Consider the following 24131-nt stretch of genomic DNA (forward strand, 5'->3'; position numbering starts at 1 on the left):
CGGTGAGTGACGTGACAGTTACCGACTTGTGAATTGGTTTGTCAACTGTCAGTGGCTGTCATTAGCCTCGGAGAATGACTAGTCAGACCACCGTCGACACGACCGGCCCGGCCGACAAGGCCCCACCCGGCGCCTCCGGACCGATCCCCGGCAAGGGGCTGCGCGGCCACCCCTGGTACACCCTGTTCACCGTGGCCGTGGGCGTGATGATGGTGGCCCTGGACGGCACCATCGTGGCCATTGCCAACCCGGCCATCCAGAAGGATCTGAACGCCAGCTTCGCGGACGTTCAGTGGATCACCAACGGCTACTTCCTCGCGCTCGCCGTCGCGCTCATCACGGCGGGCAAGCTCGGCGACCGGTTCGGCCACCGGCAGACCTTCCTCGTCGGCGTGGTCGGCTTCGCGGCGGCCTCGGGGGCCATCGGGCTGTCCGACAGCATCGCCTTCGTGGTCGTCTTCCGGGTGCTCCAGGGCCTGTTCGGCGCACTGCTCATGCCGGCCGCGCTCGGTCTGCTGCGGGCCACCTTCCCGGCCGAGAAGCTGAACATGGCGATCGGCATCTGGGGCATGGTCATCGGCGTCTCCACCGCCGGCGGCCCGATCCTCGGCGGTGTGCTCGTCGAGCACGTCAACTGGCAGTCGGTCTTCTTCATCAACGTGCCGGTCGGCATCATCGCGGTCGTCCTCGGCGTGCTGATCCTCAACGATCACCGCGCGGAGAAGGCGCCGCGCTCCTTCGACCTGCCCGGTATCGCCCTGCTGTCCGGCGCCATGTTCTGCCTGGTCTGGGCGGTCATCAAGGCCCCGGAGTGGGGCTGGGGCGCCGCCATGACGTGGACGTTCCTGGCCGTCTCCGTACTCGGCTTCGGAGTGTTCGCGTACTGGGAGAACAGGGTGAGCGAGCCCCTCATCCCGCTCGGGCTCTTCCGCTCCGCCGCGCTGTCGGCCGGTGTGGTCCTGATGGTGCTCATGGCCATCGCCTTCATGGGCGGCCTGTTCTTCGTGACCTTCTACCTGCAGAACGTGCACGGGATGAGCCCGATCGACGCGGGCCTGCACCTGCTGCCGCTCACCGGCATGCTGATCGTGGGCTCGCCCCTGTCCGGCGCGCTGATCACCAAGACGGGCCCGCGCATCCCGCTCGCGGGCGGCATGGCGCTCACCGCCATCGCCATGTTCGGCGTCTCGACGCTGGAGACGGACACGAGCAGCGGCACCATGTCGATCTGGTTCGCGCTCCTCGGCCTCGGCCTCGCGCCCGTCATCGTCGGCGCCACGGAGGTCATCGTGGGCAACGCGCCGATGGAGCTCTCCGGCGTGGCCGGCGGTCTCCAGCAGGCCGCGATGCAGATCGGCGGCAGCCTCGGTACGGCGGTCCTGGGCGCCGTGATGGCCTCCAAGGTCGACGGCGACCTCGCGGGCAACTGGGCGGACGCGGGGCTTCCGAAGCTCACCCCGGCCCAGCTCGACCAGGCCGCGGAGGCGGTCCAGGTCGGCGCCGCGCCGGTGGCACCGGGCACGCCGCCCGAGATCGCCGAGAAGATCATGGGCGTCGCGCACGACACGTTCATCTCCGGCATGAGCCTGGCGAGCCTCGTCGCGGCGGGCGTCGCCGTCGTGGCGATCTTCGTCGCCTTCTTCACCAAGCGGGGCGAGAACGCGGAGGCGGGCGCGGGGGTCGGCCACATCTAGTCCGGCATCGGGTCCGCCAGTCCGGAATCTCGTCTGCGTTCGCTCGGAGGGGCGTTCGCCTATCCGAGTGACGTCATTCCGTATGACTTTCAGTGGACCGTGCCGCAGGTCAGAGTTCTCTCAACTGACCGTCCGAAACGGGCAGTTCGGTGAGGCCGGGGCGCGCTGCCGGAGGGGGGCAGCGCGCCCCGGGTCGGGTGCGGATGGAAAGCAGGGGGTTGCCCGTACCGCCCGTCTTTAGGGGCGCGGGGCTGTGTCGATTTGCGGCTCCTCCCCCACTCTCGGCTTCTCCCCCACTCTCGGCTTCGCTCGAGCGGGGGGACCCCCATGAGCGGGGGGACCCCCATCGTGGGCGCGACCAGCCCCCACCGGGCCCGCACCCGACGAACAACCCGCAGACCCCTCAGCTCAACTGGTCCTCCGTGGCGGCAGCCTGATGCGGAATCTTCCCGGCGGCGGAGCCGGACGCCGAGGCCGACATCGACGCCGACTCGGACAACGCGGCAACCTGCGCCCGCAGCGCACGAACCTCCTCCGCCAGCGCCTCGATCGCCGCGGTCTGCCGCCGCTCCTCCACATCGTCCGACTCGAACCGCGAAATGAACCACGCCGCGATATTGGCGGTCACGACACCGAGAAGAGCGATCCCGGACAGCATCAGCCCGACCGCTATCACTCGCCCGAGCCCGGTGGTCGGAGCGTGATCGCCGTACCCCACGGTCGTCATCGTGGTGAACGACCACCACAGCGCGTCACCCAGCGTCTTGATGTTGCCGTCGGCCGACTCCCGCTCGACGGACAGCACGGCGAGCGAGCCGAACATCAGCAACGCCACCACCGCGCCCACGACGTACGTGGTCAGCCGTATCTGCGGGGCGATCCGGGCCCGCTGCCCGACGAGCAGCAACGTGGAGACGAGCCGCAGCAGCCGCATCGGCTGGATGAGCGGCAACAGCACCGCGCACAGGTCGAGCCAGTGCGTACGGACGAACTCCCGCCGCCGCTCGGTGAGAGCGAGCCGTACGAGGTAGTCCAGGGCGAACAGCCCCCACACCGCCCACTCCACCGCGGTGCACCAGTCGGTCACCTCCCGACCGGCGGCGGGCCACACGATCGGCACGGCATAGGCAACGGCGAACGCCACCGCGAGCCCCAACAAGGGCCGCTGCGTACGCTGCTCCCAACGGTCCTGCGCCGATTGCTGCGTCATGCGCGCATCGTAGATAACAAGCAGGGGCGGAGTGACCCCTCGGCCACACCACCCCTTGACAGCACGCCCAGCTTGTTTTTCAGGGGCGCGGGGCTGTGTCGATTTGCGACTCCGCCGCGTGGGCGCGATCAGCCCCCACGCACCCGCAGACAACTACGGCCTAGGCATCTCCCCCGGCGGCACCCGGATCGGCAGCAGCCACATCCAACAACTGATACCGATCAATCGCCTGCTTCAACGCGGACCGGTCGACCTTCCCCTCCCGCGCGAGTTCCGTCAGCACCCCCACCACAATCGACTCCGCGTCAATGTGGAAGAAACGCCGAGCGGCCCCCCGAGTATCGGCGAAGCCGAACCCGTCGGCACCCAGCGACTGGTAAGTCCCCGGCACCCACCGCGAAATCTGGTCCGGAACCGACCGCATCCAGTCGGAGACGGCCACGAACGGTCCCTGCGCCCCCGACAACTTCCGCGTCACATAAGGAACCCGCTGCTCCTCCTCGGGGTGCAGCAGATTGTGCCGCTCCACCTCGACGGCCTCGCGCCGCAACTCGTTCCAGGAGGTCGCGGACCAGACATCGGCCCGTACGTTCCAGTCCTCGGCGAGGATCCGCTGCGCCTCGACGGCCCACGGCACCGCGACACCGGACGCCATGATCTGCGCAGGAATCGAGCCCGAAGTTCCTGCCGCGTAGCGGTGGATGCCCTTCAGGATGCCGTCGACATCCACGCCCTCCGGCTCGGCGGGATGCTGGATCGGCTCGTTGTAGACGGTGAGGTAGTAGAAGACGTCCTCGCCGTGCGGGTGCTCGTCGGACGAGCCGTACATCCGCCGCAGCCCGTCCTGCACGATGTGCGCGATCTCGAACCCGTAGGCAGGGTCGTACGCGACACAGCCCGGGTTCGTCGAGGCGAGCAACTGCGAGTGCCCGTCCGCGTGCTGCAGACCCTCACCGGTCAGAGTCGTACGGCCGGCGGTCGCGCCCAGGACGAAACCGCGCGCCAACTGGTCGGCCATCTGCCAGAACTGGTCGCCGGTGCGCTGGAAACCGAACATCGAGTAGAAGACGTACACCGGGATGAGCGGTTCGCCGTGTGTCGCGTACGCCGATCCGGCCGCGATCAGCGAGGCCGTGCAGCCCGCCTCGGAGATGCCGTCGTGCAGCATCTGCCCGGTCGGCGACTCCTTGTACGCGAGGAGCAGGTCGCGGTCCACGGCCTCGTACTGCTGGCCGAGCGGGTTGTAGATCTTCGCGCTCGGGAAGAACGAGTCCATGCCGAACGTGCGGTACTCGTCGGGCGCGATCAGCACGAACCGCTTGCCGATCTCCTTGTCCCGCATGAGGTCCTTGAGCAGCCGTACGAACGCCATGGTCGTGGCGATCGACTGCTGACCCGAGCCCTTCTTCACACTCGCGTACGTCTTGTCCTCGGGCAGTGCGAGCGGCTTCGACCGCACGACGCGCGTCGGGACGTACCCGCCGAGCCCCTTGCGGCGGTCGTGCATGTACTGGATCTCCTCCGAGTTCCGGCCCGGGTGGTAGTACGGCGGCGCGCCGGACTCCAGCTCCTTGTCGGAGATCGGCAGGTGCAGCCGGTCGCGGAAACCCTTGAGGTCGGCGACGGTCAGCTTCTTCATCTGGTGCGTGGCGTTGCGGCCCTCGAAGTTCGGGCCGAGCGTCCAGCCCTTGACCGTCTGGGCGAGGACCACGGTCGGCTGGCCCTTGTGCGCCTTGGCCGCCGCGAAGGCCGCGTAGACCTTCCGGTGGTCGTGACCGCCGCGGCCCAGGTGCAGGATCTGGTCGTCGGTCATGTTCTCGACCATCGCGCGCAGCCGGGAATCGTGACCGAAGAAGTGCTCACGGATGTACGCGCCGGTCTCCGTGGCGTACGTCTGGAACTGTCCGTCGGGCGTGGTGTTCAGCTGGTTGACCAGCACCCCGTCGCGGTCCTGTGCGAGCAGCGGGTCCCAGCTGCGGTCCCAGACCAGCTTGACGACGTTCCAGCCGGCGCCGCGGAACTGCGACTCCAGCTCCTGGATGATCTTGCCGTTGCCGCGTACCGGCCCGTCGAGGCGCTGGAGGTTGCAGTTGACGACGAAGGTGAGGTTGTCCAGGCCCTCGCGCGCGGCGATGGACAGCTGGCCGAGCGACTCGGGCTCGTCCATCTCGCCGTCGCCGAGAAACGCCCAAACGTGGGACTTGGAGGTGTTCGCGATGCCGCGCGCCTCCATGTAACGGTTCATGCGCGCCTGGAAGATCGCGCCGAGCGGGCCGAGGCCCATCGAGACCGTCGGGAACTCCCAGAAGTCCGGCATCGACCGCGGGTGCGGATATGACGACAGGCCGTCCGGCGCCTTGGACTTCTCCTGGCGGAAGGCGTCGAGCTGCCGCTCGCTCAGCCGGTCCAGCATGAACGCGCGGGCGTAGATGCCGGGGGAGGCATGTCCCTGGAAGAAGATCTGGTCGCCGCCGTCGCCCTCGTCCTTGCCCCGGAAGAAGTGGTTGAAGCCCACGTCGTAGAGGGAGGCGGAGGACGCGAAGGTGGCGATGTGGCCGCCGACGCCGATACCGGGGCGCTGGGCCCTGGACACCATCACGGCCGCGTTCCAGCGGGTCGCGTTGAGGATCTTGCGCTCGATCTCCTCGTTGCCCGGGAAGAACGGCTCGTCCTTGGTGGCGATGGTGTTGACGTAGTCCGTGCTGCGCATCTCGGGCACGGCCACGCGCCGCTCGCGGGCCCGCTCGATCAGCCGCAGCATGAGATAGCGGGCCCGCTCCCGGCCACGCTGGTCGACGGCGGCGTCGAGGGAGTCGAGCCACTCCTGGGTCTCTTCTGGATCGAAGTCAGGGACCTGACTCGGAAGGCCGCCAATGATGATCGGGTTGCGATCGGGTCCGGAAGCCACGCTGTTCCTTCGCTCTCAGGGGGCCGCTTTTTCTCGGTTTTTTCTTGGGATTCTCTCTGGTTACCTGGGTCTCTGTACCGTTCCCCATACCGTTCCCCATCGTGTACCTCGGGAACGGAAACGTCATCTCTACCGAGAGGTAACCGAGACGTTCGTCCCGTCCCCCCAAGGGCGGGCCCGGCAAATCGCAACGATACGCCCGACCTATGACGCGTACCGCAAAGCCATTCGAGTCCCGTACTCTCGTAGGGTTCGGAAATCCACAAATGGGGCAGATCGGTGTGGTGTGCATCACTTATGGCCGGGATCGCCTGCCTGGAGTTGCGGCGAGACGGCCGGGATCGTCACCGTTTCGGCGGTCCCGACGGCCGGGTACTTGCGCGATCCGCCCCGCCCGTGTGGACTACGGCCAATGCTTCGCGCACGCGCGTGGCTTGAACTTCCCCAAGCTCCAGGCTTAGCCCGAGCTGGGGGGAGACCCCATTACCGAACATGATCAGGAGGCAACCCGTGAGCGCGACCGCGGACCACGCGGAGGAGCGGACGAGCCTGGCCGCCAGGCTGGGATTCCAGCCCGAGCAGGTGGTCCAGGAGATCGGCTTCGACGACGACGTCGACCAGGAGCTCCGCGAGGCCATTGAAGAAGTCATCGGCAGCGAGCTCATGGACGAGGAGTACGACGACGTCGCCGACGCCGTAGTGCTCTGGTTCCGTGACGACGACGGCGACCTGACGGATGCGCTGGTGGACGCCACCACGTACGTCGAAGAGGGTGGCGCCGTGCTGCTGCTGACGCCGAAGACCGGCCGAGACGGGTATGTGGAGCCCAGCGACATCGCGGAAGCCGCGACGACCGCGGGTCTGTCCCAGACCAAGAGCATCAGCGTGGGGAAGGACTGGAGCGGGACCCGGCTGGCTACGCCGAAGGCGGCCAAGTCGAAGAGGTGACGCTCTGCTGAGGTGAGCGGGGGTTCAGGGGTTGGCACCCCTGGGCCCCCGTTTTTCGGCTTTCGTCGTCGGCGGCGTCGGGTGCGGGTGCGTCGTGGCTGGTCGCGCCCACGATGGGGGTCCCCCCGCTCATGGGGGTCCCCCCGCTCGAGCGAAGCCGAGAGTGGGGGAGAAGCCGAGAGTGGGGGAGGAGCCGCATATAGACACAGCCCCGCGCCCCTAAAAACTCAGCCCTTCCGGCGTTTGAGGAGCGGGGTCTGGGGCGGAGCCCCAGGGGACGGGAATGGGTAGGGGCGGCGGGGGCGAGAACAGGTCGCTGCGTAGGGTGGGGGACCCGAACGGCCCCACGAACCCACGGACCCCACGAAGGGAAGCAGGACATGACCATCGAGGTCGGCGACAAGGCCCCGGACTTCGAGCTGAAGGACAACCACGGCGCCACCGTGCGGCTCTCGGATTTTCGTGGTTCTCGCGGCGCGAAGAACGTGGTGCTGCTCTTCTACCCCTTCGCCTTCACCGGCGTCTGCACCGGCGAGCTGTGCGCCCTGCGCGACAACCTGCCGCAGTTCTCCGACCGCGACACCCAGCTGCTCGCCGTCTCGAACGACTCCATCCACACCCTGCGCGTCTTCGCCGAGCAGGAGGGCCTGGAGTACCCACTGCTGTCCGACTTCTGGCCGCACGGCGAGGTCTCGCGCGCGTACGGCGTCTTCGCCGAGGACAAGGGCTGCGCGGTGCGCGGCACCTTCGTCATCGACAAGGAGGGCATCGTCCGCTGGACCGTCGTCAACGCCCTGCCGGACGCCCGTGACCTGAACGAGTACGTGACGGCGCTCGACACCCTGTGATCCCGGCTCCGTCCGTAGACCGGGCCCCGTGACCGGCCTGTGACGCCGACACTCCGGGATTCTTCGTACCCAGGGCCTGCGGCAGTGGGGAACCCCTCACTAGGATCGACACGTTGATCCGATACCAATGCACTTCGGGGCGCACCGCCCCTGGACACCAATGGGAGGACTCGTGGGAGTCAGCCTCAGCAAGGGCGGCAATGTTTCGCTGTCGAAGGAGGCCCCGGGACTGACCGCGGTCATCATCGGTCTGGGGTGGGACATCCGCACCACCACCGGTACCGACTTCGACCTGGACGCCAGCGCCATCCTGACGAACGCGGAGGGCAAGGTCAGCAGTGACGCCAACTTCGTGTTCTTCAACAACCTGAAGAGCCCCGACGGCTCGGTCGAGCACACCGGTGACAACACCACCGGTGAGGGCGAGGGCGACGACGAGCAGATCAAGGTCAACCTCGCCGGCGTCCCGGCCGACATCGAGAAGATCGTCTTCCCGGTCTCGATCTACGACGCCGAGAACCGCCAGCAGTCGTTCGGCCAGGTGCGCAACGCGTTCATCCGCGTCGTGAACCAGGCCGGCGAGGCGGAGATCGCCCGGTACGACCTTTCCGAGGACGCCTCCACGGAGACCGCGATGGTCTTCGGTGAGCTGTACCGCCACGGCGCGGAGTGGAAGTTCCGTGCCATCGGCCAGGGGTATGCCTCGGGTCTGCGCGGTATCGCGCAGGACTTCGGCGTCAACGTCTGAGCCACTTCGGGGTCGTCCGATCCCGAGCAGCTTTACCCGCTTCACGGTTACCCGCTTCACCTTTCCCGTCCGGCGCCGCACACTCCTAGTGCGGCGCCGGACGTGCTCAACAACCCAATGGCTTGACCGGGGAGGACAAGGAACATGGGCGTCACGCTCGCCAAGGGGGGCAATGTCTCCCTCTCCAAGGCCGCACCGAACCTCACGCAGGTGTTGATCGGGCTCGGCTGGGACGCGCGCTCGACCACCGGAGCAGACTTCGACCTCGATGCCAGCGCGCTGCTGTGCAACTCGGGGCGGGTGCTCGGTGACGAGTGGTTCATCTTCTACAACCAGCTCAAGAGCCCCGACGGCTCGGTCGAGCACACCGGTGACAACCTCACGGGTGAGGGCGACGGCGACGACGAGTCGATCCTGATCGACCTCTCCAAGGTGCCGGCCAACGTGGACAAGATCGTCTTCCCGGTCTCGATCCACGACGCCGACAACCGCGGCCAGACCTTCGGCCAGGTCAGCAACGCGTTCATCCGCGTCGTCAACCAGGCCGACGGCCAGGAGCTCGCCCGCTACGACCTCTCCGAGGACGCCTCCACGGAGACCGCGATGATCTTCGGCGAGGTCTACCGCTACGGCAACGAGTGGAAGTTCCGGGCGGTGGGCCAGGGCTACGCGTCGGGGCTGCGGGGCATCGCCCTGGACTTCGGGGTCAACGTTTCGTAGGGCGGCCGGGTCCGGGGAGAGCGCCCCCGGCGACCAAGCGGTGATCAAGCGTGGATCAAGGAGGGGTCATCGCCCGTCGCGTACCGAAAGCGGCGTGACGGGCGGGGCCGAAGGGCCGCCACTGGCGTTCACGCCCTCTGGACCTGCGGCTCTCCGGGTGGGGTGGCCCGGCCCTCTCGCCCGGAGAGTCGGCCCTCTAGACTTCAGGTCAATGTTTCGTAAAGCCGGGTACGGCGGGGGGAAACCCCCTCCGGACTTCGTCCGGGGGTAGCCCCCCAACTCACGATTGGGTAGCCAGTGGTTCTGAAAACCTTCGGCTGGTCGTTCGCGGTCACCGCGATCGGCTTGGTCGCAGCGGTGCTGATCGACGGATGGACCGCGTTCGGGATCGTGCTGATCCTGTCGATCCTCGAGATCTCGCTGTCCTTCGACAACGCGGTGGTCAACGCCGGAATCCTGAAGAAGATGAGCCCGTTCTGGCAGCGCATCTTCCTCACCGTCGGCATCCTGATCGCCGTCTTCGGAATGCGGCTGGTCTTCCCTGTCGTGATCGTCGCGATCAGCGCCTCGCTCGGCCCCATCGAGGCGGTCGACCTGGCGCTGAACGACGCGGACCGCTATCAGGAACTGGTCACGGACGCCCACCCGTCGATCGCGGCCTTCGGTGGCATGTTCCTGCTCATGATCTTCCTCGACTTCATCTTCGAGGACCGTGACATCAAGTGGCTCGGCTGGCTGGAGCGCCCGCTCGCCAAGCTCGGCAAGGTCGACATGCTGTCGGCCTGCATCGCGTTGATCGTCCTGCTGATCACCGCGCTGGCCCTCGCCCCGAAGGCCCACCTGCACGCCGGGTCCGCCGACAAGGCGGAGACGGTCCTGCTCTCCGGCATCGCCGGCCTCATCACGTATCTGGTCGTCGGCGGGCTCTCCGGCTTCTTCGAGAACCGTCTCGAGGAAGCGGAGGAGCGCGAGCACGAGGAAGAGGAGGAGGCCAAGCGCAGCGGCAAGCAGGTCTCCGCGGGGGCACTCGTCGGCAAGGCCGCCTTCTTCATGTTCCTGTACCTCGAAGTCCTGGACGCGTCGTTCTCCTTCGACGGCGTCATCGGCGCCTTCGCCATCACGAACGACATCATCCTGATGGCCCTCGGCCTCGGCATCGGCGCCATGTACGTCCGGTCGCTCACGGTCTACCTGGTCCGCCAGGGCACCCTCGACGACTACGTCTACCTGGAGCACGGCGCCCACTACGCCATCGGCGCCCTCGCCGGGATCCTTCTCATCACGATCCGCTTCGAGGTCAACGAGATCGTCACCGGCCTCATCGGTGTCGTCCTGATCGCCTGGTCCTTCTGGTCCTCCGTGCGCCGCAACCGAGCGATCGCGGCCGCCGAGGGAAAAGCTGAGGCCTCGGACGACAAGACCGAAGTCTCGTCCGGGGTGTGACACCCGTCCGGTTGAGGAACGCTCTGTGAGGGGCGGCCGCCGAGGGACTCCTCGCGGCCGCCCCTCACGCGTACGTCGAACGTCGAGGTCATGGGCCGAAGTCGTACGCGGAGAGACCCCGAAGACGTACGCCGAGGTGCGTCGAGGCCGTTCGTCGAGGTCGTACGCCGAGGTCATTCGTCGAAGTGAACAGGGAAGCGTGGGGGCGGGAATGAGCTTCTGGGAAAGTTTGTGGCGCGGGCGGTCGATGCAATTCGACTCGGGCAGCGCGGCGACCAACGCCATCGAACTGACCAAACGGAACCAGACCATCTCGCTCACCAAACAGGGCGCCGCCACCGGCAACCTCCGCATCAACCTGTCCTGGCGGATGCGCACCTCCGACATAGGCGGGCCGCAGCGGGGCAGCCTGCTGCGCCACCCCTTCAAGGCGTTCAAGCCGGAAGTGGTGCAGGCACACACCCAGAGCATGGTCAACGTCGACCTCGACCTGGGCTGCATGTACGAGCTCGCGGACGGCAGCAAGGGCGTCGTCCAGCCGCTGGGCGGCTTCCTGGGCGAACTCAACGAGGCGCCCTACGTGAAGCTCAGCGGCGACGACCGCTTCGGCTCCGGCTCGGGCGAGACGATCTTCGTCAACCTCGACCACCGCGAGCAGATCAAACGGCTCCTGGTCTTCGTCTACATCTACGACCAGACCCCCGCCTTCGACCGTACGCACGCCATCGTGACGCTCTTCCCGAGCAACGGCCCCCGGATCGAGATCGGCCTCGACGAGCGGCACTCCCAGGCCAGGTCCTGCGCGGTGGTCATGATCGAGAACGTCAAGAACGAACTGGTCGTGCGCCGCGAGGTGAAGTTCGTGTACGGCTTCCAGGCCGAGCTCGACCGGCTCTACGGCTGGGGACTCCAGTGGGGACGCGGCTACAAGTCGAAAGCCGACCGCTGACCACGCGCTGCCGCTGGGCTTGGCAGAGGCGCCTCACAGCTCGGGGTGTCCGGTTCGGTGGCGGCTGCGGGTTGTTTGCGGCTTGTCGCGCCCACGATGGGGGGTCCCCCGCTCGAGCGAAGCCGAGAGTGGGGGAGGAGCCGCAAATGTCACAGCCTCGCGCCCCTTTGGGGGCCTTGGGGCGCCCTCTATCGGCCGATGAACTGCGGTCCTTGCGGGGGGAGCCGGAAGTCCGGGTCGGGGAGCGGGGTCACCGGCTGGGGGTAGCCGTAGCCGGAGTGGGCTGTTGCCGCGGCGGGCTGGGCCGGGGCCGTGGGCGGGTAGCCGTAGGCGGGCTGGCTGGTGGGCTGCGGGTAGCCGTACGCGGGCTGGGTGGCGGGCGGCTGCTGCCGAGTGGGGTCAGGGCCTGCGGCGGCCGGGGGATAGCCGTACGCCGGCTGCTGGGGCATCGGGGGCAGCTGAGTGGCCGCCTCGGGCGGCAGGGGCTGCGGCAACGGCTGCGCGCCGACGGGCGGACCGGGCAGCGCGGGCAGCGCGGGCAGCGCGGACACCTGCTGGTCCGCGTTCTCGGACTCGTCCACCGAGATGCCGTAGTCCGATGCCAGACCCTTCAGGCCGTTCTTGTAGCCCTCGCCGAGCGCCCGGAACTTCCAGCCCTCGCCGCGCCGGTACAGCTCGCCGCCGATCAGCACGGTCTCCTTGCCGGTCTGCGGCCTGATGTCGAAGTACGCCAGCGGTTCGGAGTCCCCGAGCGTGGCGTCGTACAGCAGGATCCGCAGGTCGTTGACCCGGTCGAAGGTGACGTCCTCGGCCGAAGCGACAAGGAGAATCCGGCCCACTCCATTGTCAAGGCCCGCCAGATCCGACTGAATCGTGTCCGTGAGGCCCTCGGCGAGACCCTCGTTCACGCGCTTCTTGCCGAGTCGCCAGACCTTGCCCGAGGGATGCCGGGGCTGGTTGTAGAAGACGAAGTCCTCGTCGGACCGCACACGGCCGTCGGGGCCGAGGAGCAGCGCGGAGGCATCCACGTCCGGGACACCCCGTCCCGGCGTCCAGCGCAGCACGGCGCGCACCGCGGTGGCGTCCAGCGGGACGTTCGACCCCTTCAGCATCGCGTGCGTCATGCGGTCATCCTGCCTTCTCGGTCCTGGTCACGACAACGTGGGGTGCCTTCCCGAGCGGCCCGATACGCGGAGAGAAGACACAATGGTGTTTGCCTGCGTTACCTGAATTTCATGCCCGGTGGGAACCCTTGACATGGATCTCTACGTACTATTACCGGCCACATATCGTGAGGCCGCCTAGCCGCCCCGGGGGAGTCTTATGCGTCATTTCGGGCACATCACCTCTGAGGTGCGGGAACGCCTCTTCCACCAGGAGCCGTGCGTCTTCACCGCGGACTCCCCGGCCCGGGTACTCGCCGTGGCCCTCGGCGCCACCCTCTACAGTCCTGCCACCAGGCCGAGGCTGGCCGACGACATCGTGAAGCAGACCGGGCGCGGTGTCGTCTCGATGGTGCTCTGTCTGGAGGACTCGATCGACGACGCGGAGGTTCCCGTAGCCGAGGAGAACCTGGTCCGGCAATTCGCCGTCCTGGCCGAACGCTGCCCGGAAACCGAGCTTCCGCTGCTCTTCGTCCGTGTGAGAGCGCCCGAGCAGATCCCCGACCTGGTCCGGCGGCTCGGCGAGTCGGTCCGGCTCCTGTCCGGATTTGTACTGCCGAAGTTCACCGAGGAGCGGGGTATCCCGTTCCTGGAGGCGCTCACCGCGGCCGAGGCCGCGAGCGGACGACGGCTCTTCGCGATGCCCGTCCTGGAATCGCCCGATCTGCTGTACCGGGAGTCCCGGGCGGAGACCCTCGCCGGCATCTTCCGGGCCGTGGACAAGTACCGCGACCGCGTGCTCGCGCTGCGGCTCGGCGTCACCGACTTCTGCGCGTCGTACGGACTGCGCAGGGCGCCCGACATGACCGCGTACGACGTGCAGATCGTCGCCTCCGTGATCGCGGACGTGGTGAACGTGCTCGGGCGGGCCGACGGCACCGGATTCACCGTGACCGGGCCCGTGTGGGAGTACTTCCGGGTCCAGGAGCGCATGTTCAAGCCGCAGCTGCGGCGCAGCCCCTTCACCCCGGAGGCCGAGGACCTGCGCAACCTGCTGATCGAGCACGACATGGACGGCCTGCTGCGGGAGATCTCCCTCGACCGGGCCAACGGACTGCAGGGCAAGACCTGCATCCACCCCTCCCACGTCCCGCCCGTGCACGCGCTGTCCGTCGTCAGCCACGAGGAGTTCAGCGACGCCCAGGACATCCTGCGGCCCGAGCGGGGCGGCGGGGGCGTGCTGCGGTCCGCGTACACGAACAAGATGAACGAGGTGAAGCCGCACCGCGCCTGGGCCGAGCGCACCCTCCAGCGAGCCGAGGCCTTCGGCGTCGCGAACGAGGACATCGGCTTCGTGGAACTGCTCGCCGCGGGAATCCCCGGCTGACGCCCCCATCACACCCTCATCCCGCCCACTTACGCTCACTGACACTGGCCGACACCCGAGGAATCCATGAACAACGCTGTGAACGACGGGGCCCGGGCAGGGGTCTGGTCGGCGACCGGATTCCGTCCCAGGTCCAGGTCGGGGACCAGGCCGGGGGCCGACGCGGGCCCCGGCGCCGGGAGCCCGTCCGGGACGCCGGGCGGAACCGACGGTGACACCCGCGACGGTGAGACCTGGTCCGGATCCTGGGTCGCCGAGCGACTCGGGGTCGAACTCGTCGGGGACGAGGGGCTCGGCGAACTGCTCGGACTCGCGCTGCGGCGCAACCCCAAGCGGGCCCATCTGCTCGTGTCGCACGTGCTCGGCAAGCACATACCCCAGTCGCCCGCCGTCGTGTACGGGTACGGCTTCGCACTCGGGCTCCGGGTGCGCGACCTGCTCGGTGAGGACGAGGCGCGCCGGGCCGTCGTCCTCGGGTACGCCGAGACGGCCACCGGGCTCGGACACTCCGTCGCGGACGGCGTGGGCCTCGCACCCTGCCTCCACTCGACCCGGCGCCCGGTCGACGGCGTCGCACGGGCGGGCGGCTTCGAGGAATCCCACTCGCACGCCACCTCGCACCTGCTGCTCCCGGAGAACCCGGACCTGCTGGCCGACGACGGCCCGCTGGTCCTCGTCGACGACGAGTTCTCCACCGGCAACACCATCCTCAACACCATCCGTGACCTGCACGAACGCTATCCGCGCGACCGGTACGTCATAGTCGCCCTGGTCGACATGCGCTCGGCCGCGGACCTCGGACGCCTGGAGGACTTCGCCCGCGAGATCAGCGCCCGCGTGGACCTCGTGACGGCCGCCTCCGGCACGGTACGGCTGCCCGAGGGGGTCCTGGAGAAGGGGCAGGCGCTGGTCGCGCGGTACGAGTCCGCGACGGAGGCCTCCGTCCAGGAGGCGCAGGAGGCCCAGGGGGCGCCCGGCCGCCCGGCCCTCCGCGTCGAGCTGGGTTGGCCCGAGGGGATACCCGACGGCGGCCGGCACGGCTTCACGCCCGAGCACCGCGTACGCCTGGAGGGCGTCCTGCCCGCCATGGCGGCCCGTATCGCCGAGGCGCTTCCGTCCGGCGCCCGCCGCGTGCTCGTCCTCGGCTTCGAGGAACTGATGTACGCGCCGCTGCGGCTCGCCGTCGCCCTGGAGAAGCTGACCGACGCCGAGGTCCGCTACTCCACGACCACCCGCTCCCCGGTCCTCGCCGTCGACGACCCCGGCTACGCGATCCGCACGCGGCTCGTCTTCCCCGCCCACGACAACCCCGCCGACGGCCCCGGCGAGCGCTACGCCTACAACGTCGCGGGCGCCGGCTTCGACGCCGTCGTCGCCGTGGTCGACTCCGCCGCCGACACGCCCGAACTGCACGCCCCCGACGGCCTGTTGGCGCGGCTCGCCGCGCACACGCCGAGCGTGCTGCTCGCCGTCGTCCCCTCGTACGCACCAGAACGGCCGTCTGCCGAGCCGCCCACTGAAAGGCCCTCCATGCTGCCCGAGCCCCTCCGTGGCCCCGACTTCTCCTCGTACGCACCTGACGAGGTCGGCTGGCTGCTGCGGGATCTCTCGGACACCCGGCTGGAGGCGCCGACGGAAGAGCGCGAAGAGGCCATCCAGAGCGGTGGCGCCCACTACGCGGAGTCGCTCCCGGTGGAGTACCAGCCGAGCGAGGCGTACCAGGAGCTGTTCCACAACGCGCTCGCCGTCTCGGCCACCCGTATCGCCCAGGCCGTCGGTGTCGTCACGGAGACCGTGCTCGCGGAGCGGTCGCCGCGCCCCGGCAGCGTTGTCCTCGTATCGCTCGCCCGCGCCGGCACCCCCGTCGGCATCCTGATGCGCCGCTGGGCCCAGCACCGGCACGGCCTCGACCTCGCGCACTACGCCGTCTCCATCGTGCGCGGCCGCGGCATCGACACCAACGCACTGCGCTGGCTGGCCGCCCACCACGACCCGGCCGACGTCGTCTTCGTGGACGGCTGGACCGGCAAGGGCGCCATCACCCGCGAACTCGCCCAGGCCATCGAGGAGTTCGAGACCTCCGACGGCATCACCGGCTTCGACCCGGAGATAGCGGTCCTCGCCGACCCCGGCTCCTGCGTGCGCACGTACGGCACCCGCGAGGACTTCCTCATCCCCTCCGCCTGCCTCAACTCGACGGTCTCCGGCCTCATTTCGCGTACGGTCCTCCGCGCCGACCTGGTCGGCGAGCACGACTACCACGGCGCGAAGTTCTACCGCGAGCTCGCCGCCACGGATGTCTCCGTCGCCTTCCTGGACGCGGTCTCCGACCGCTTCGACTCGGTTGACGATGCGGTCGACGCCCAGGTCAAGGAGCTCCTCGCCACCGACCGCAGCCCGACCTGGGAGGGCTGGGCGGCAGTCGAGCGGATCAGCGAGGAGTACGGCATCCACGACGTGAACCTCGTCAAGCCCGGTGTCGGCGAGGCGACCCGCGTACTGCTGCGCCGCGTCCCCTGGAAGATCCTCGCCCGGGCCGGAGCGGGCGCCGACCTCGACCACGTACGCCTGCTCGCCGAGCAGCGGGGCGTACCCGTCGAAGAGGTGGCCGAACTCCCGTACACCTGCGTCGGGTTGATCCACCCGAAGTACACCCGCGGAGCGACCGGCGCCGACGGCAAGGCGGTGACGGTCTGATGTCGAACACCGCCGAGATGACGAACTCTGGTTCACTGCCCACCTCCTCTCCCAAAGTGCTGGTCGCCAGCGACCTCGACCGCACGCTCATCTACTCCTCGGCCGCACTGGCCCTGACCATGCCCGACGCGCGGGCGCCCCGGTTGCTCAGCGTCGAGGTGCACGAGAGCAAGCCGCTGTCCTACATGACCGAGACCGCGGCCGGTCTGCTCGCCGAACTCGGCGACCTGGCCGACTTCGTACCGACCACGACCCGAACCCGCAAGCAGTACCAGCGCATCCAACTCCCGGGCCCCGCCCCGAAGTACGCGATCTGCGCCAACGGCGGTCACCTGCTCGTGGACGGTGTGTCGGACCCCGAGTGGCACACCTCGGTGACCGAACGCCTCGCCCGCGAGTGCGCCCCGCTCGACGAGGTGCGCGAGCACATGGAGGCCACCTCCGACCCGGCCTGGCTGCGCAAGCACCGCGTCGCCGAGGACCTCTTCGTGTACGTCGTCGTCGAGCGCGAACTGCTGCCCGAGGACTGGGCGAAGGAACTGGCCGTCTGGGCGGAGAACCGCGGCTGGACGGTCTCCCTCCAGGGCCGCAAGATCTACGCCGTACCGAAGCCGCTCACCAAGAGCGCCGCCATGAGGGAGGTCGCCCGCCGCACGGGAGCGACCCTTACCCTGGCCGCCGGTGACTCCCTCCTCGACGCCGACCTCCTACTGGCCGCGGACCGTGGCTGGCGCCCGGGCCACGGCGAACTGGCCGATGTCGGCTGGACGGCCCCCGGGATCACTTCCCTCCCGGAACGGGGTGTCGCCGCGGGCGAACGGATCCTGCGGGAGTTCTTGCGGGAGGTCCGGTAGGGGCGGTGGCTGCGCCGGCTTCGGTGGGGTGGGCGGGTTCGGTGGGTGCGTTGGCGCGGCGCCGCCCGCCCGGGCCCGGCCTGAACAGCCGTAGCCGTATGCCCGCGAAGAGCAGCACCGCGAGCACCGCCGCCACCAGCACGACCTTCGAGTACGTCGACACATAGCCGGTGACGTCCGACCAGTTCTCGCCGAGCAGATAGCCGGCGAGGACGAAGACGGTGTTCCAGATCGCGCTGCCCAGCGTGGTCAGGCCGAGGAAGACGGACAGGCGCATGCGCTCGACGCCCGCGGGCACGGATATCAGGCTGCGGAAGATGGGGATCATCCGGCCGAAGAACACGGCCTTGGTGCCGTGGCGGGAGAACCAGGCTTCCGTCTTCTCGATGTCCGAGACCTTCACCAGCGGCAGCCGGGCCGCGATCGCCACCGTCCGGTCGCGGCCGAGCAGCGCCCCCACTCCGTACAGCGCGAGCGCGCCTATGACGGAGCCGGCCGTCGTCCACAGCAGCGCCGCGAACAGGCTCATCCGTCCGGTGCTCGCCGCGAATCCCGCGAGCGGCAGAATGACCTCGCTCGGCAGGGGCGGAAAGAGGTTTTCCAGGGCGACGGCGATGCCCGCGCCCGACGCCCCGAGCGTGTCCATAAGGCTGTTGATCCATGGTGGTGCGCTGCTGTCCGCCGTGGCGGCTGCGATGGCTGTCATGCCTCCACGCTAGAAAAACGAGGCTGAAGGGACCCTGAGGACGACCGCAAGGATCCGTGCGGTGGACCGCAGTTCCGAATTGCGGTTTTCCTCAGTGCGCGCGACTCCGGCGCCCGGCTAGCGTGGCGATCATGCGAGATGTGGCACGACGTGGGACGCGGTGCGCGGTGGGGCTCATGACGGGAGCCGCCGCGGCCGCCGTCGAGCTGCTCTTCACCCTTCTCTCCGGCCTCGCCCTGTTACCCGTACTGGCTTGGCCGCGTGGCCGTCAGGCCGTGCTCCGGCCCGTCTTCGCGGGGGCGCGGCGACTGACGGAGTTCGAGCGCGGACGGCTCAGGACCTGGACGAACGTGTCGATCTCTCCCGCGTACGAGGACGCGGGAGCCCTGCGCTACATCGCGTGCCGCTGGACGCTCGGAGTTCTGGGCGGCGTCGTGATGCTTTCGGTGGCGATCGGTCTCGCGTACAGCACATACTGGATGTACGGCTGGATGTTCTCGGACATCGAGCATCCCGGGGCGATAGCTCTCGTGGCTCTCGGCGGGCTGTTTCTGCTCTTCCTCGCCGTGCAGGGGATATTCGGAGTCGCCGAGCTGGAGCGGCAGTTGGCCCGGCACGTCCTCGGGCCCAGCCACCAGGAGGAGTTGGAGCGGCGGATCGTGGAACTGGCCGCGAGCCGCGCCGCGGTGGTGGACGCCGTGGACGACGAACGCCGCCGCATCGAGCGGGACCTCCACGACGGTGTACAGCAGCGGCTCGTCGCCCTCGGCATGCTCCTCGGCCGCGCCCTGCGCAGCCAGGACACAGAGCGTGCCGACCGGCTGCTCCGCCAGGCCCACGACGAGAGCGGACAGGCATTGGCCGAGCTGCGTGAGGTGGCCTGGCGGATCTATCCGACCACGCTGGACGAGGCGGGCCTGCGGGCTGCCCTGGAGACGGTCGCCGAGCGCTCGTCCGTGCCGGTGCGGGTGGAGTACGGGCTGTCCGCCGAGCCAGGAAAAGCGGCGGCGACCGTCGCGTACTTCGTGGTCTGCGAAGCCGTCACGAACGCGGTCAAACACGCGGCGGCGCGTCGGATCGTCGTCCATCTGTGGGCAGCGAGCGGTGAGTTGTGCGTGCGGATCGAGGATGACGGCTCGGGCGGCGCGAACCCCATGGGCAGCGGGCTGTTCGGGCTGGCCCGGCGAGTGGACGCCCTCGACGGCCGGTTCAGTGTGCTCAGTCCGGTGGGTGGACCCACCGTCATCTCAGCGGAGTTGCCGTGCGTGTGATCCTTGCCGAGGACTCGACCCTGTTGAGAGAAGGCCTCGTACGGCTGCTCGTCGAGGAAGGGCACGAGGTGCTGGCCGCGGTCGGTGATGCCGAGCGGCTGCTGGTGGCCGTCGCCGAGGAGCGGCCGGACGTGGTGGTGGCGGATGTGCGCATGCCTCCCACGCACACCGACGAGGGGCTGCGTGCGGCCCTGGAGATTCGCGAACGCTGGCCGGGCGTGGGCGTGTTGGTGCTCTCGCAGTACGTCGAGAAGCGGTACGCGACGGAGTTGCTGACCGGAGACTCGGAGGGGGTCGGTTATCTGCTCAAGGACCGTGTCGTCCAGGTCGACGAATTCCTCGATGCGTTGGAGAGGGTGAGCCAGGGGAGAGCGGCCTTCGATCCCGAGGTGGTGCGTCAGCTGCTCGGCCGCAGCGGGCGCGCGGACCTCCTGGACCGACTCACCACGCGAGAGAAGGACGTGCTGGCGGAGATGGCTCAGGGGCATACGAACGCGGCCATCGCGCGACGGATGCACATCTCCCTCAGCGGAGTCGAGAAACACATCAACGCGATCTTCGACAAGCTCGAACTGACAGGAAGCGAGGGGTACTCCCGCAGAGTGCTGGCCGTACTTCGCTATTTGGGGGCCTGAAGTGATCGAGAGGTGGGGTGGGTGGGCGGCCGGACTGATGGGTCGGCCTGTCGGTGGGGCAGCCGATTGTCGGCCCTGGCCCGAGGAAGGGGGCTGTCCCTCCGAGGAGGGGGCGCAGTTGTGCGGATGGTCCCTCGGGCGGACGCTGAGAATCCCGGTACTCCCAGGAACCGGCCCTGACTCCCAGGAACCCGTCCTGGAGGAATACCGGCCCTGGAGGATCCTGGTCCTGGCGGAACCCCGCCCCCGGACGGAGTCAGCCGCAGCAGCCCCCGCCGCAACAACCGCCACCGCCACCGGCGCTGGGGCGGGGTGCGGGTGCAGAGGCCGAGCCGCCGACCGCGACCGTCGACAGCAGCTTCACCGTGTCGTCGTGGCCGGCGGGGCAGTCCGCGGGCGCCGACGACTCGGCCATCGGACGGCTCTTCTCGAAGGTGTCGCCGCAGGTCCGGCAGCGGTACTCGTAGCGAGGCATGGGCACAGGTTAGCGGGTGCGCGGCTCGTCTCCCATGGGCCCGGCTCCGGCCTCCGGGGGACCGAGCTCGCCTGCGGCGGGAGTGGCCTCGCCTCCAGGGAGAGCGGCTTCGGCTTCCGGGAGCGTGGCATTGCCCGGGGCCCCGGCCAGGGCCCTGGTCCCGAGCTCCGCCCTCAGCCGCTGTTCGCGGGCGGCCTGCTCGGGGTGGCGGGCCCGCCAGTACGGGTTGTCGTGCGGCAGGGCCGAGCCGACGCGTCCGTACATCCCGAAGAACATCAGCATCACGCCGACCACAAAGCTGAACAGCACGTTCTGGATGCGGAAGGCGAGGAAGTTGAAGCCGGTGTCGAGGAGGGCGAGGTTCACGAAGCCGCTGAGGATGAAGAGGACACCGAGGACCATGTTGATCGTCGAGGCGATGTTGCCGCCGATCACCATGCCGACGAAGAGCAGCAGCCCGACGCAGATCGACAGCACGCTCAGCGCGCCGTTGGTGTTCAGCCCCGCGACCGTGTCCCCGCGGGTGTTGAAGAAGCCGACCTTGTCGATCAGTCCCAGGACGCCGAAGGCGAGCAGCACAAGACCCATCAGCCCCGCGCCGACCCGGTAGAACTTGCTGAGACGGTGGTCGACCGGCAGATGCTCATCGAGCCTGATCCGCCGCCTCGGCGCCGTACGAAGTACGTGCGTGGCCATGTCCGCCTCCTCTGGTGCGAGCGGAGGCCGTACGTACATTCAGCATCCGCCCGGGAGGGCTGCATCGCCACACTTGGGAGTGGGGTTCGAGGGAGAAGAGCCAGGATAGGAGCCGAGGGAGTCGAGGGAGCGCGCCGTCAGGCAGCGCTCCTTTCAGGGGCGCGAGGAACTGCGGGACCAGCCCCCCGACCCGCACCGCGCCCCGCAGGTCACGGACAAGGCATGACGCCCCGCAGGTCACGGGGAACCCATGACGCCCCCGAAGATCAAGAGGCGCCCCCACGCTCCTCACGAATCTGGGAAACCACCCGAGCCACCGTCGCCCGCACACCCTCCAGCTCGGTCAGGAAATGCCAGTAGTCGGGGTGCCGCCCCTCCAACGTCCCGATCGTCCGCTCCAACCGGGCCACCGAGTCGTCGAGCGGACGCGCGTGCCGAGGATCGGGTGTATTGCGCCCCGCCATGGCCAAGCGCTGGGCATCGCGGATCGCGAACCGCGTACGGTCGATCTCGCGCTGCGGATCCTTCGACACCTCGTTCAGCCGCCGCAACCGGTCCCCGGCAGCGGACACGGCCTCATCGGTCGTGTTCAGCAGCGCCCGCACCGTGGACAGCAGCGACGTGGCGTCCGCCCACCGCTGCTCCTCCCGCGCGGTCCGCGCCTCCGCCAGCTTCTGCTCGGCCTGCCGCACGGTCTCGGCGGCCTGGTCCGGTACGTGCTGAAGGTCCTGCCAGCACTCGGCGGCGAACCGCCGCCGCAACTCGCTCAGCACCGGATCCACCTGCCCGGAACGCGTGGTGAGCGCCTGTGCGCGCGTCCGCAGCGTGACGAGGCGGCGGTCGATCTCGGCGGCCCGCTCCGGCAGCCGCTCGGCCTCCGCACGGACCGTCTCGGCATCCCGCGCGACCCGGTCGGCGCGCTCCAGCGTCTCCGGTACGCCGTGCTGCCCCGCGCCCTGATTCAGCCTGGTCAGCTCCGGGGCGAGGGCGGCGAGCCGGGCCGCGAGGTCGTCGGCCTTGAGTTCCGATCCCCGTACGGCATCGAGCGCGTTCGACGCGGCGAGCAGGGACTGGCGGGCGCGCTCGACGGCCGGGGCGAGGCGGGCCAGCTGTGTCTCGGCCTTGCCGAGCAGCGGCCCGAGCCCCTGCTCGAAACGGTCCAGCTCCTGTTTGACCCGGGCCAGCTCGTCCTTGGCCTTCGTCAGCTCGGTACGCGCGTGCGCGGCGACGGAGGCCTCAAGATCGTCGCGGTCGAGGTCGTGGGCGTCGACGGCGCTGATGTACGTAAGGCTGACCTCGTCGATGCGGCGGCCGAGCGCCTCGAAGTCGGAGACCGTGCGCCGGGCCGCGGGGGAGTCGTCGACGGCCGTGATCGTCTCGATCGAGATCCGCAGATCGCGCTGCGCCGTGTCGAGCTCGTAGAACGCGGCCGCCGCGGCGTCCTTCGCCGCCTGGGCCTCGGCCCGCTGGCTCTCGGAGCGCCCGCCGAACCACCGCCGGGTGCCACCGCCGGCGAACGCGGCGGGCAGCGTGAGTGCGACCGCGAGCAGCGGTAGCGGAAGGAGGACCAGGGCCAGCAGGTCACGGCCAGCGCTACGTGCCCCCGTGGGCCCGAATCCGGCACGGGGGCGAGGTACTTGCTGTGCGCATGGCACAAACGGTGTGTACGGCTGCGAAGGTGTCGCCGTCACTTCCCTCTCCCGTGCTGTCATCCGTCCTACCCGGTGTCATTCTCCCACCAGGTAGGGACGAACACACGGGCCGGTTAGTTCGCCGTACGCACGGTGACTTTCCCGTCCTTCGTATGGGCGGACACCACATGCGAGCTGCGCTCGTCACGGGGAACGGACACATCCACCCCGCCGTCGTCGGTCCCGGTGGAGACGCGGTACGTCGCCTCCGGCAGTTCGATGGTCAGGGAACCGTCGTGTCCGCGGGCCGAGACCCGGTCCGGTACGACGGTGAGGCCGAGGCGTACCGACCCGTCCCGCGTGTTCACGTCCACGCGCCGCGAGTCGACGCCGGTCGCCCTGACGGAGCCGTCGTCAGTACGCAGAGTGATTGGCCCGGCCACGTCCTCGACCCGTACGGAGCCGTCGTTCGTGCGGATGTTCAGCGAGTCCTTGAAACCGCTGGCCTTCACGCTGCCGTCGCCGTCCTTCACGACGACCGCCACGTCACGCGGCACCTCGATGCGGTGCTTGGCCGAGCAGTCGGCGACCACACCCGAGCAGTGCATACGGAGCTTCAGCGTGTCGTCCTTCATCCCCCAGGTCACTTCGGGGTCCCCACCGATCGCGACCCGCCCCTCGAACCAGCGCGTGACCTGGACGTTCTTGACATCCGCGGCGACCAGTTCGAGCGCCGAGTCGTCGGAGTCGACGGTCAGCGTCCGCCCACCGAGCGCGAAGGAACGCTGCTCGGGATCCTTGTCGTCCCCCGCACTGGCCCCACACCCGGTGGCGAACACACCGAAGACGACGACACCCACCCCGAGCCCGGCGAGGGAGCGCCGCCTCCCAAAGAGGGAGCGCCGCCGCGGACCGCCCACGGATCGCCCCGCAGAGCTTGCAGACCCGGCATGACTGCTCGAAGGACGCTGAAGACTACTCATGAAAGGACTCCCCCTGATTCGAACGCCCTCGACCCCACGATGTGGCCCGGACACTCTTCGACCGTACGGATCCGGGGCCGACCGGGGGATCCGGGCCGCTCCCGGATCGGGGGTGGGGTAAACCCCCGCATCAGAGGGAGGGGCGCAACCACCGGGACCGGCGTCCAAGCCCGGCTTCCGCCGCCGGAACGGGTTTGCGGGGCACCGCCCCGGGCAATGTAGGCT

The 24131-nt window shown here is 69.0% G+C and carries 20 protein-coding genes; 12 read left to right on the forward strand and 8 right to left on the reverse strand.

Features of this window, described 5'->3' with window-relative positions; genetic code table 11:
• Nucleotides 1-74 precede the first annotated feature (74 nt).
• Nucleotides 75-1694: an MFS transporter gene (locus OHA11_RS33105; protein WP_266502655.1), complete on the forward strand. Its 1620-nt coding sequence runs from the start codon at nucleotides 75-77 to the stop codon at nucleotides 1692-1694.
• 403 nt (nucleotides 1695-2097) lie between these two features.
• Here the strand turns inward: OHA11_RS33105 and OHA11_RS33110 are convergent, their stop codons facing one another.
• Both OHA11_RS33110 and aceE read right to left on the reverse strand, forming a co-directional pair.
• Entirely contained in the window at nucleotides 2098-2904 is an 807-nt protein-coding gene (locus OHA11_RS33110; protein WP_266502657.1) for a potassium channel family protein, read from the reverse strand.
• A 160-nt stretch (nucleotides 2905-3064) separates the two neighbouring features.
• Nucleotides 3065-5812, reverse strand: a complete 2748-nt coding sequence (gene aceE / locus OHA11_RS33115; protein ID WP_266502659.1) for a pyruvate dehydrogenase (acetyl-transferring), homodimeric type — start codon at nucleotides 5810-5812, stop codon at nucleotides 3065-3067.
• Between the two features lie 510 nt (nucleotides 5813-6322).
• On the opposite strand from aceE, the gene OHA11_RS33120 reads away from it, so the two are divergent.
• The 6 genes from OHA11_RS33120 (at nucleotide 6323) to OHA11_RS33145 (ending at nucleotide 11468) form a co-directional block, all read left to right on the forward strand.
• Entirely contained in the window at nucleotides 6323-6760 is a 438-nt protein-coding gene (locus OHA11_RS33120) for a DUF3052 domain-containing protein (protein WP_266502660.1), read from the forward strand.
• 380 nt (nucleotides 6761-7140) lie between these two features.
• Nucleotides 7141-7608, forward strand: coding sequence for a peroxiredoxin (locus tag OHA11_RS33125; protein WP_266502661.1), 468 nt, complete (start codon nucleotides 7141-7143; stop codon nucleotides 7606-7608).
• Nucleotides 7609-7780: 172 nt separating this feature from the next.
• Nucleotides 7781-8356: a TerD family protein gene (locus OHA11_RS33130; protein WP_055617911.1), complete on the forward strand. Its 576-nt coding sequence runs from the start codon at nucleotides 7781-7783 to the stop codon at nucleotides 8354-8356.
• 144 nt (nucleotides 8357-8500) lie between these two features.
• Nucleotides 8501-9076 carry a TerD family protein gene (locus OHA11_RS33135; protein WP_266502663.1) on the forward strand — a complete coding sequence of 192 codons (576 nt, stop codon included), beginning with the start codon at nucleotides 8501-8503 and terminating at the stop codon, nucleotides 9074-9076.
• 297 nt (nucleotides 9077-9373) lie between these two features.
• Nucleotides 9374-10519 carry a DUF475 domain-containing protein gene (locus OHA11_RS33140; protein ID WP_266502664.1) on the forward strand — a complete coding sequence of 382 codons (1146 nt, stop codon included), beginning with the start codon at nucleotides 9374-9376 and terminating at the stop codon, nucleotides 10517-10519.
• Between the two features lie 211 nt (nucleotides 10520-10730).
• Nucleotides 10731-11468, forward strand: a complete 738-nt coding sequence (locus tag OHA11_RS33145) for a Tellurium resistance (protein WP_266502665.1) — start codon at nucleotides 10731-10733, stop codon at nucleotides 11466-11468.
• Between the two features lie 188 nt (nucleotides 11469-11656).
• Here the strand turns inward: OHA11_RS33145 and OHA11_RS33150 are convergent, their stop codons facing one another.
• The gene (locus OHA11_RS33150; protein ID WP_266502666.1) at nucleotides 11657-12592 is read right to left on the reverse strand and encodes a TerD family protein; all 936 of its coding nucleotides are present in this window, start codon (nucleotides 12590-12592) and stop codon (nucleotides 11657-11659) included.
• A gap of 199 nt (nucleotides 12593-12791) precedes the next feature.
• Between OHA11_RS33150 and OHA11_RS33155 the strand changes: the two genes are divergently transcribed.
• The 3 genes from OHA11_RS33155 (at nucleotide 12792) to OHA11_RS33165 (ending at nucleotide 17509) form a co-directional block, all read left to right on the forward strand.
• Nucleotides 12792-13958, forward strand: a complete 1167-nt coding sequence (locus tag OHA11_RS33155) for an HpcH/HpaI aldolase/citrate lyase family protein (RefSeq protein ID WP_266502668.1) — start codon at nucleotides 12792-12794, stop codon at nucleotides 13956-13958.
• 66 nt (nucleotides 13959-14024) lie between these two features.
• A complete protein-coding gene (locus OHA11_RS33160; protein ID WP_266502669.1) occupies nucleotides 14025-16655 on the forward strand; it encodes a phosphoribosyltransferase in 2631 nt (876 codons plus the stop codon).
• Complete coding sequence (locus OHA11_RS33165) at nucleotides 16655-17509, forward strand: HAD family hydrolase (protein WP_266502670.1); 855 nt, start codon at nucleotides 16655-16657, stop codon at nucleotides 17507-17509. The genes OHA11_RS33160 and OHA11_RS33165 overlap by 1 nt, the downstream gene beginning before the upstream one ends.
• Here the strand turns inward: OHA11_RS33165 and OHA11_RS33170 are convergent.
• Nucleotides 17436-18215 (reverse strand): DedA family protein, encoded by a 780-nt coding sequence (locus tag OHA11_RS33170; RefSeq protein ID WP_266502671.1) that lies wholly within the window; start codon nucleotides 18213-18215, stop codon nucleotides 17436-17438. The genes OHA11_RS33165 and OHA11_RS33170 overlap by 74 nt on opposite strands.
• 176 nt (nucleotides 18216-18391) lie before the next feature.
• Between OHA11_RS33170 and OHA11_RS33175 the strand changes: the two genes are divergently transcribed.
• Together OHA11_RS33175 and OHA11_RS33180 are read left to right on the forward strand one after the other, a co-directional pair.
• Nucleotides 18392-19486 (forward strand): sensor histidine kinase, encoded by a 1095-nt coding sequence (locus OHA11_RS33175; RefSeq protein WP_266502672.1) that lies wholly within the window; start codon nucleotides 18392-18394, stop codon nucleotides 19484-19486.
• A complete protein-coding gene (locus OHA11_RS33180; RefSeq protein WP_266502675.1) occupies nucleotides 19477-20121 on the forward strand; it encodes a response regulator transcription factor in 645 nt (214 codons plus the stop codon). The genes OHA11_RS33175 and OHA11_RS33180 overlap by 10 nt, the downstream gene beginning before the upstream one ends.
• Nucleotides 20122-20377: 256 nt before the next feature.
• Here the strand turns inward: OHA11_RS33180 and OHA11_RS33185 are convergent, their stop codons facing one another.
• From OHA11_RS33185 to OHA11_RS33200, 4 genes are all read right to left on the reverse strand, one after another.
• Nucleotides 20378-20596 carry a zinc ribbon domain-containing protein gene (locus tag OHA11_RS33185; RefSeq protein WP_266502676.1) on the reverse strand — a complete coding sequence of 73 codons (219 nt, stop codon included), beginning with the start codon at nucleotides 20594-20596 and terminating at the stop codon, nucleotides 20378-20380.
• 9 nt (nucleotides 20597-20605) lie between these two features.
• Nucleotides 20606-21292, reverse strand: coding sequence for a DUF4383 domain-containing protein (locus OHA11_RS33190; protein WP_266502678.1), 687 nt, complete (start codon nucleotides 21290-21292; stop codon nucleotides 20606-20608).
• Between the two features lie 266 nt (nucleotides 21293-21558).
• Complete coding sequence (locus OHA11_RS33195) at nucleotides 21559-22983, reverse strand: hypothetical protein (RefSeq protein ID WP_266502680.1); 1425 nt, start codon at nucleotides 22981-22983, stop codon at nucleotides 21559-21561.
• A 74-nt stretch (nucleotides 22984-23057) separates the two neighbouring features.
• A complete protein-coding gene (locus OHA11_RS33200) occupies nucleotides 23058-23843 on the reverse strand; it encodes a DUF4097 family beta strand repeat-containing protein (protein WP_266502682.1) in 786 nt (261 codons plus the stop codon).
• Nucleotides 23844-24131: the final 288 nt, after the last annotated feature.

Origin of the sequence: Streptomyces sp. NBC_00878, from assembly GCF_026341515.1 — a bacterium.
GTDB lineage: Bacteria > Actinomycetota > Actinomycetes > Streptomycetales > Streptomycetaceae > Streptomyces.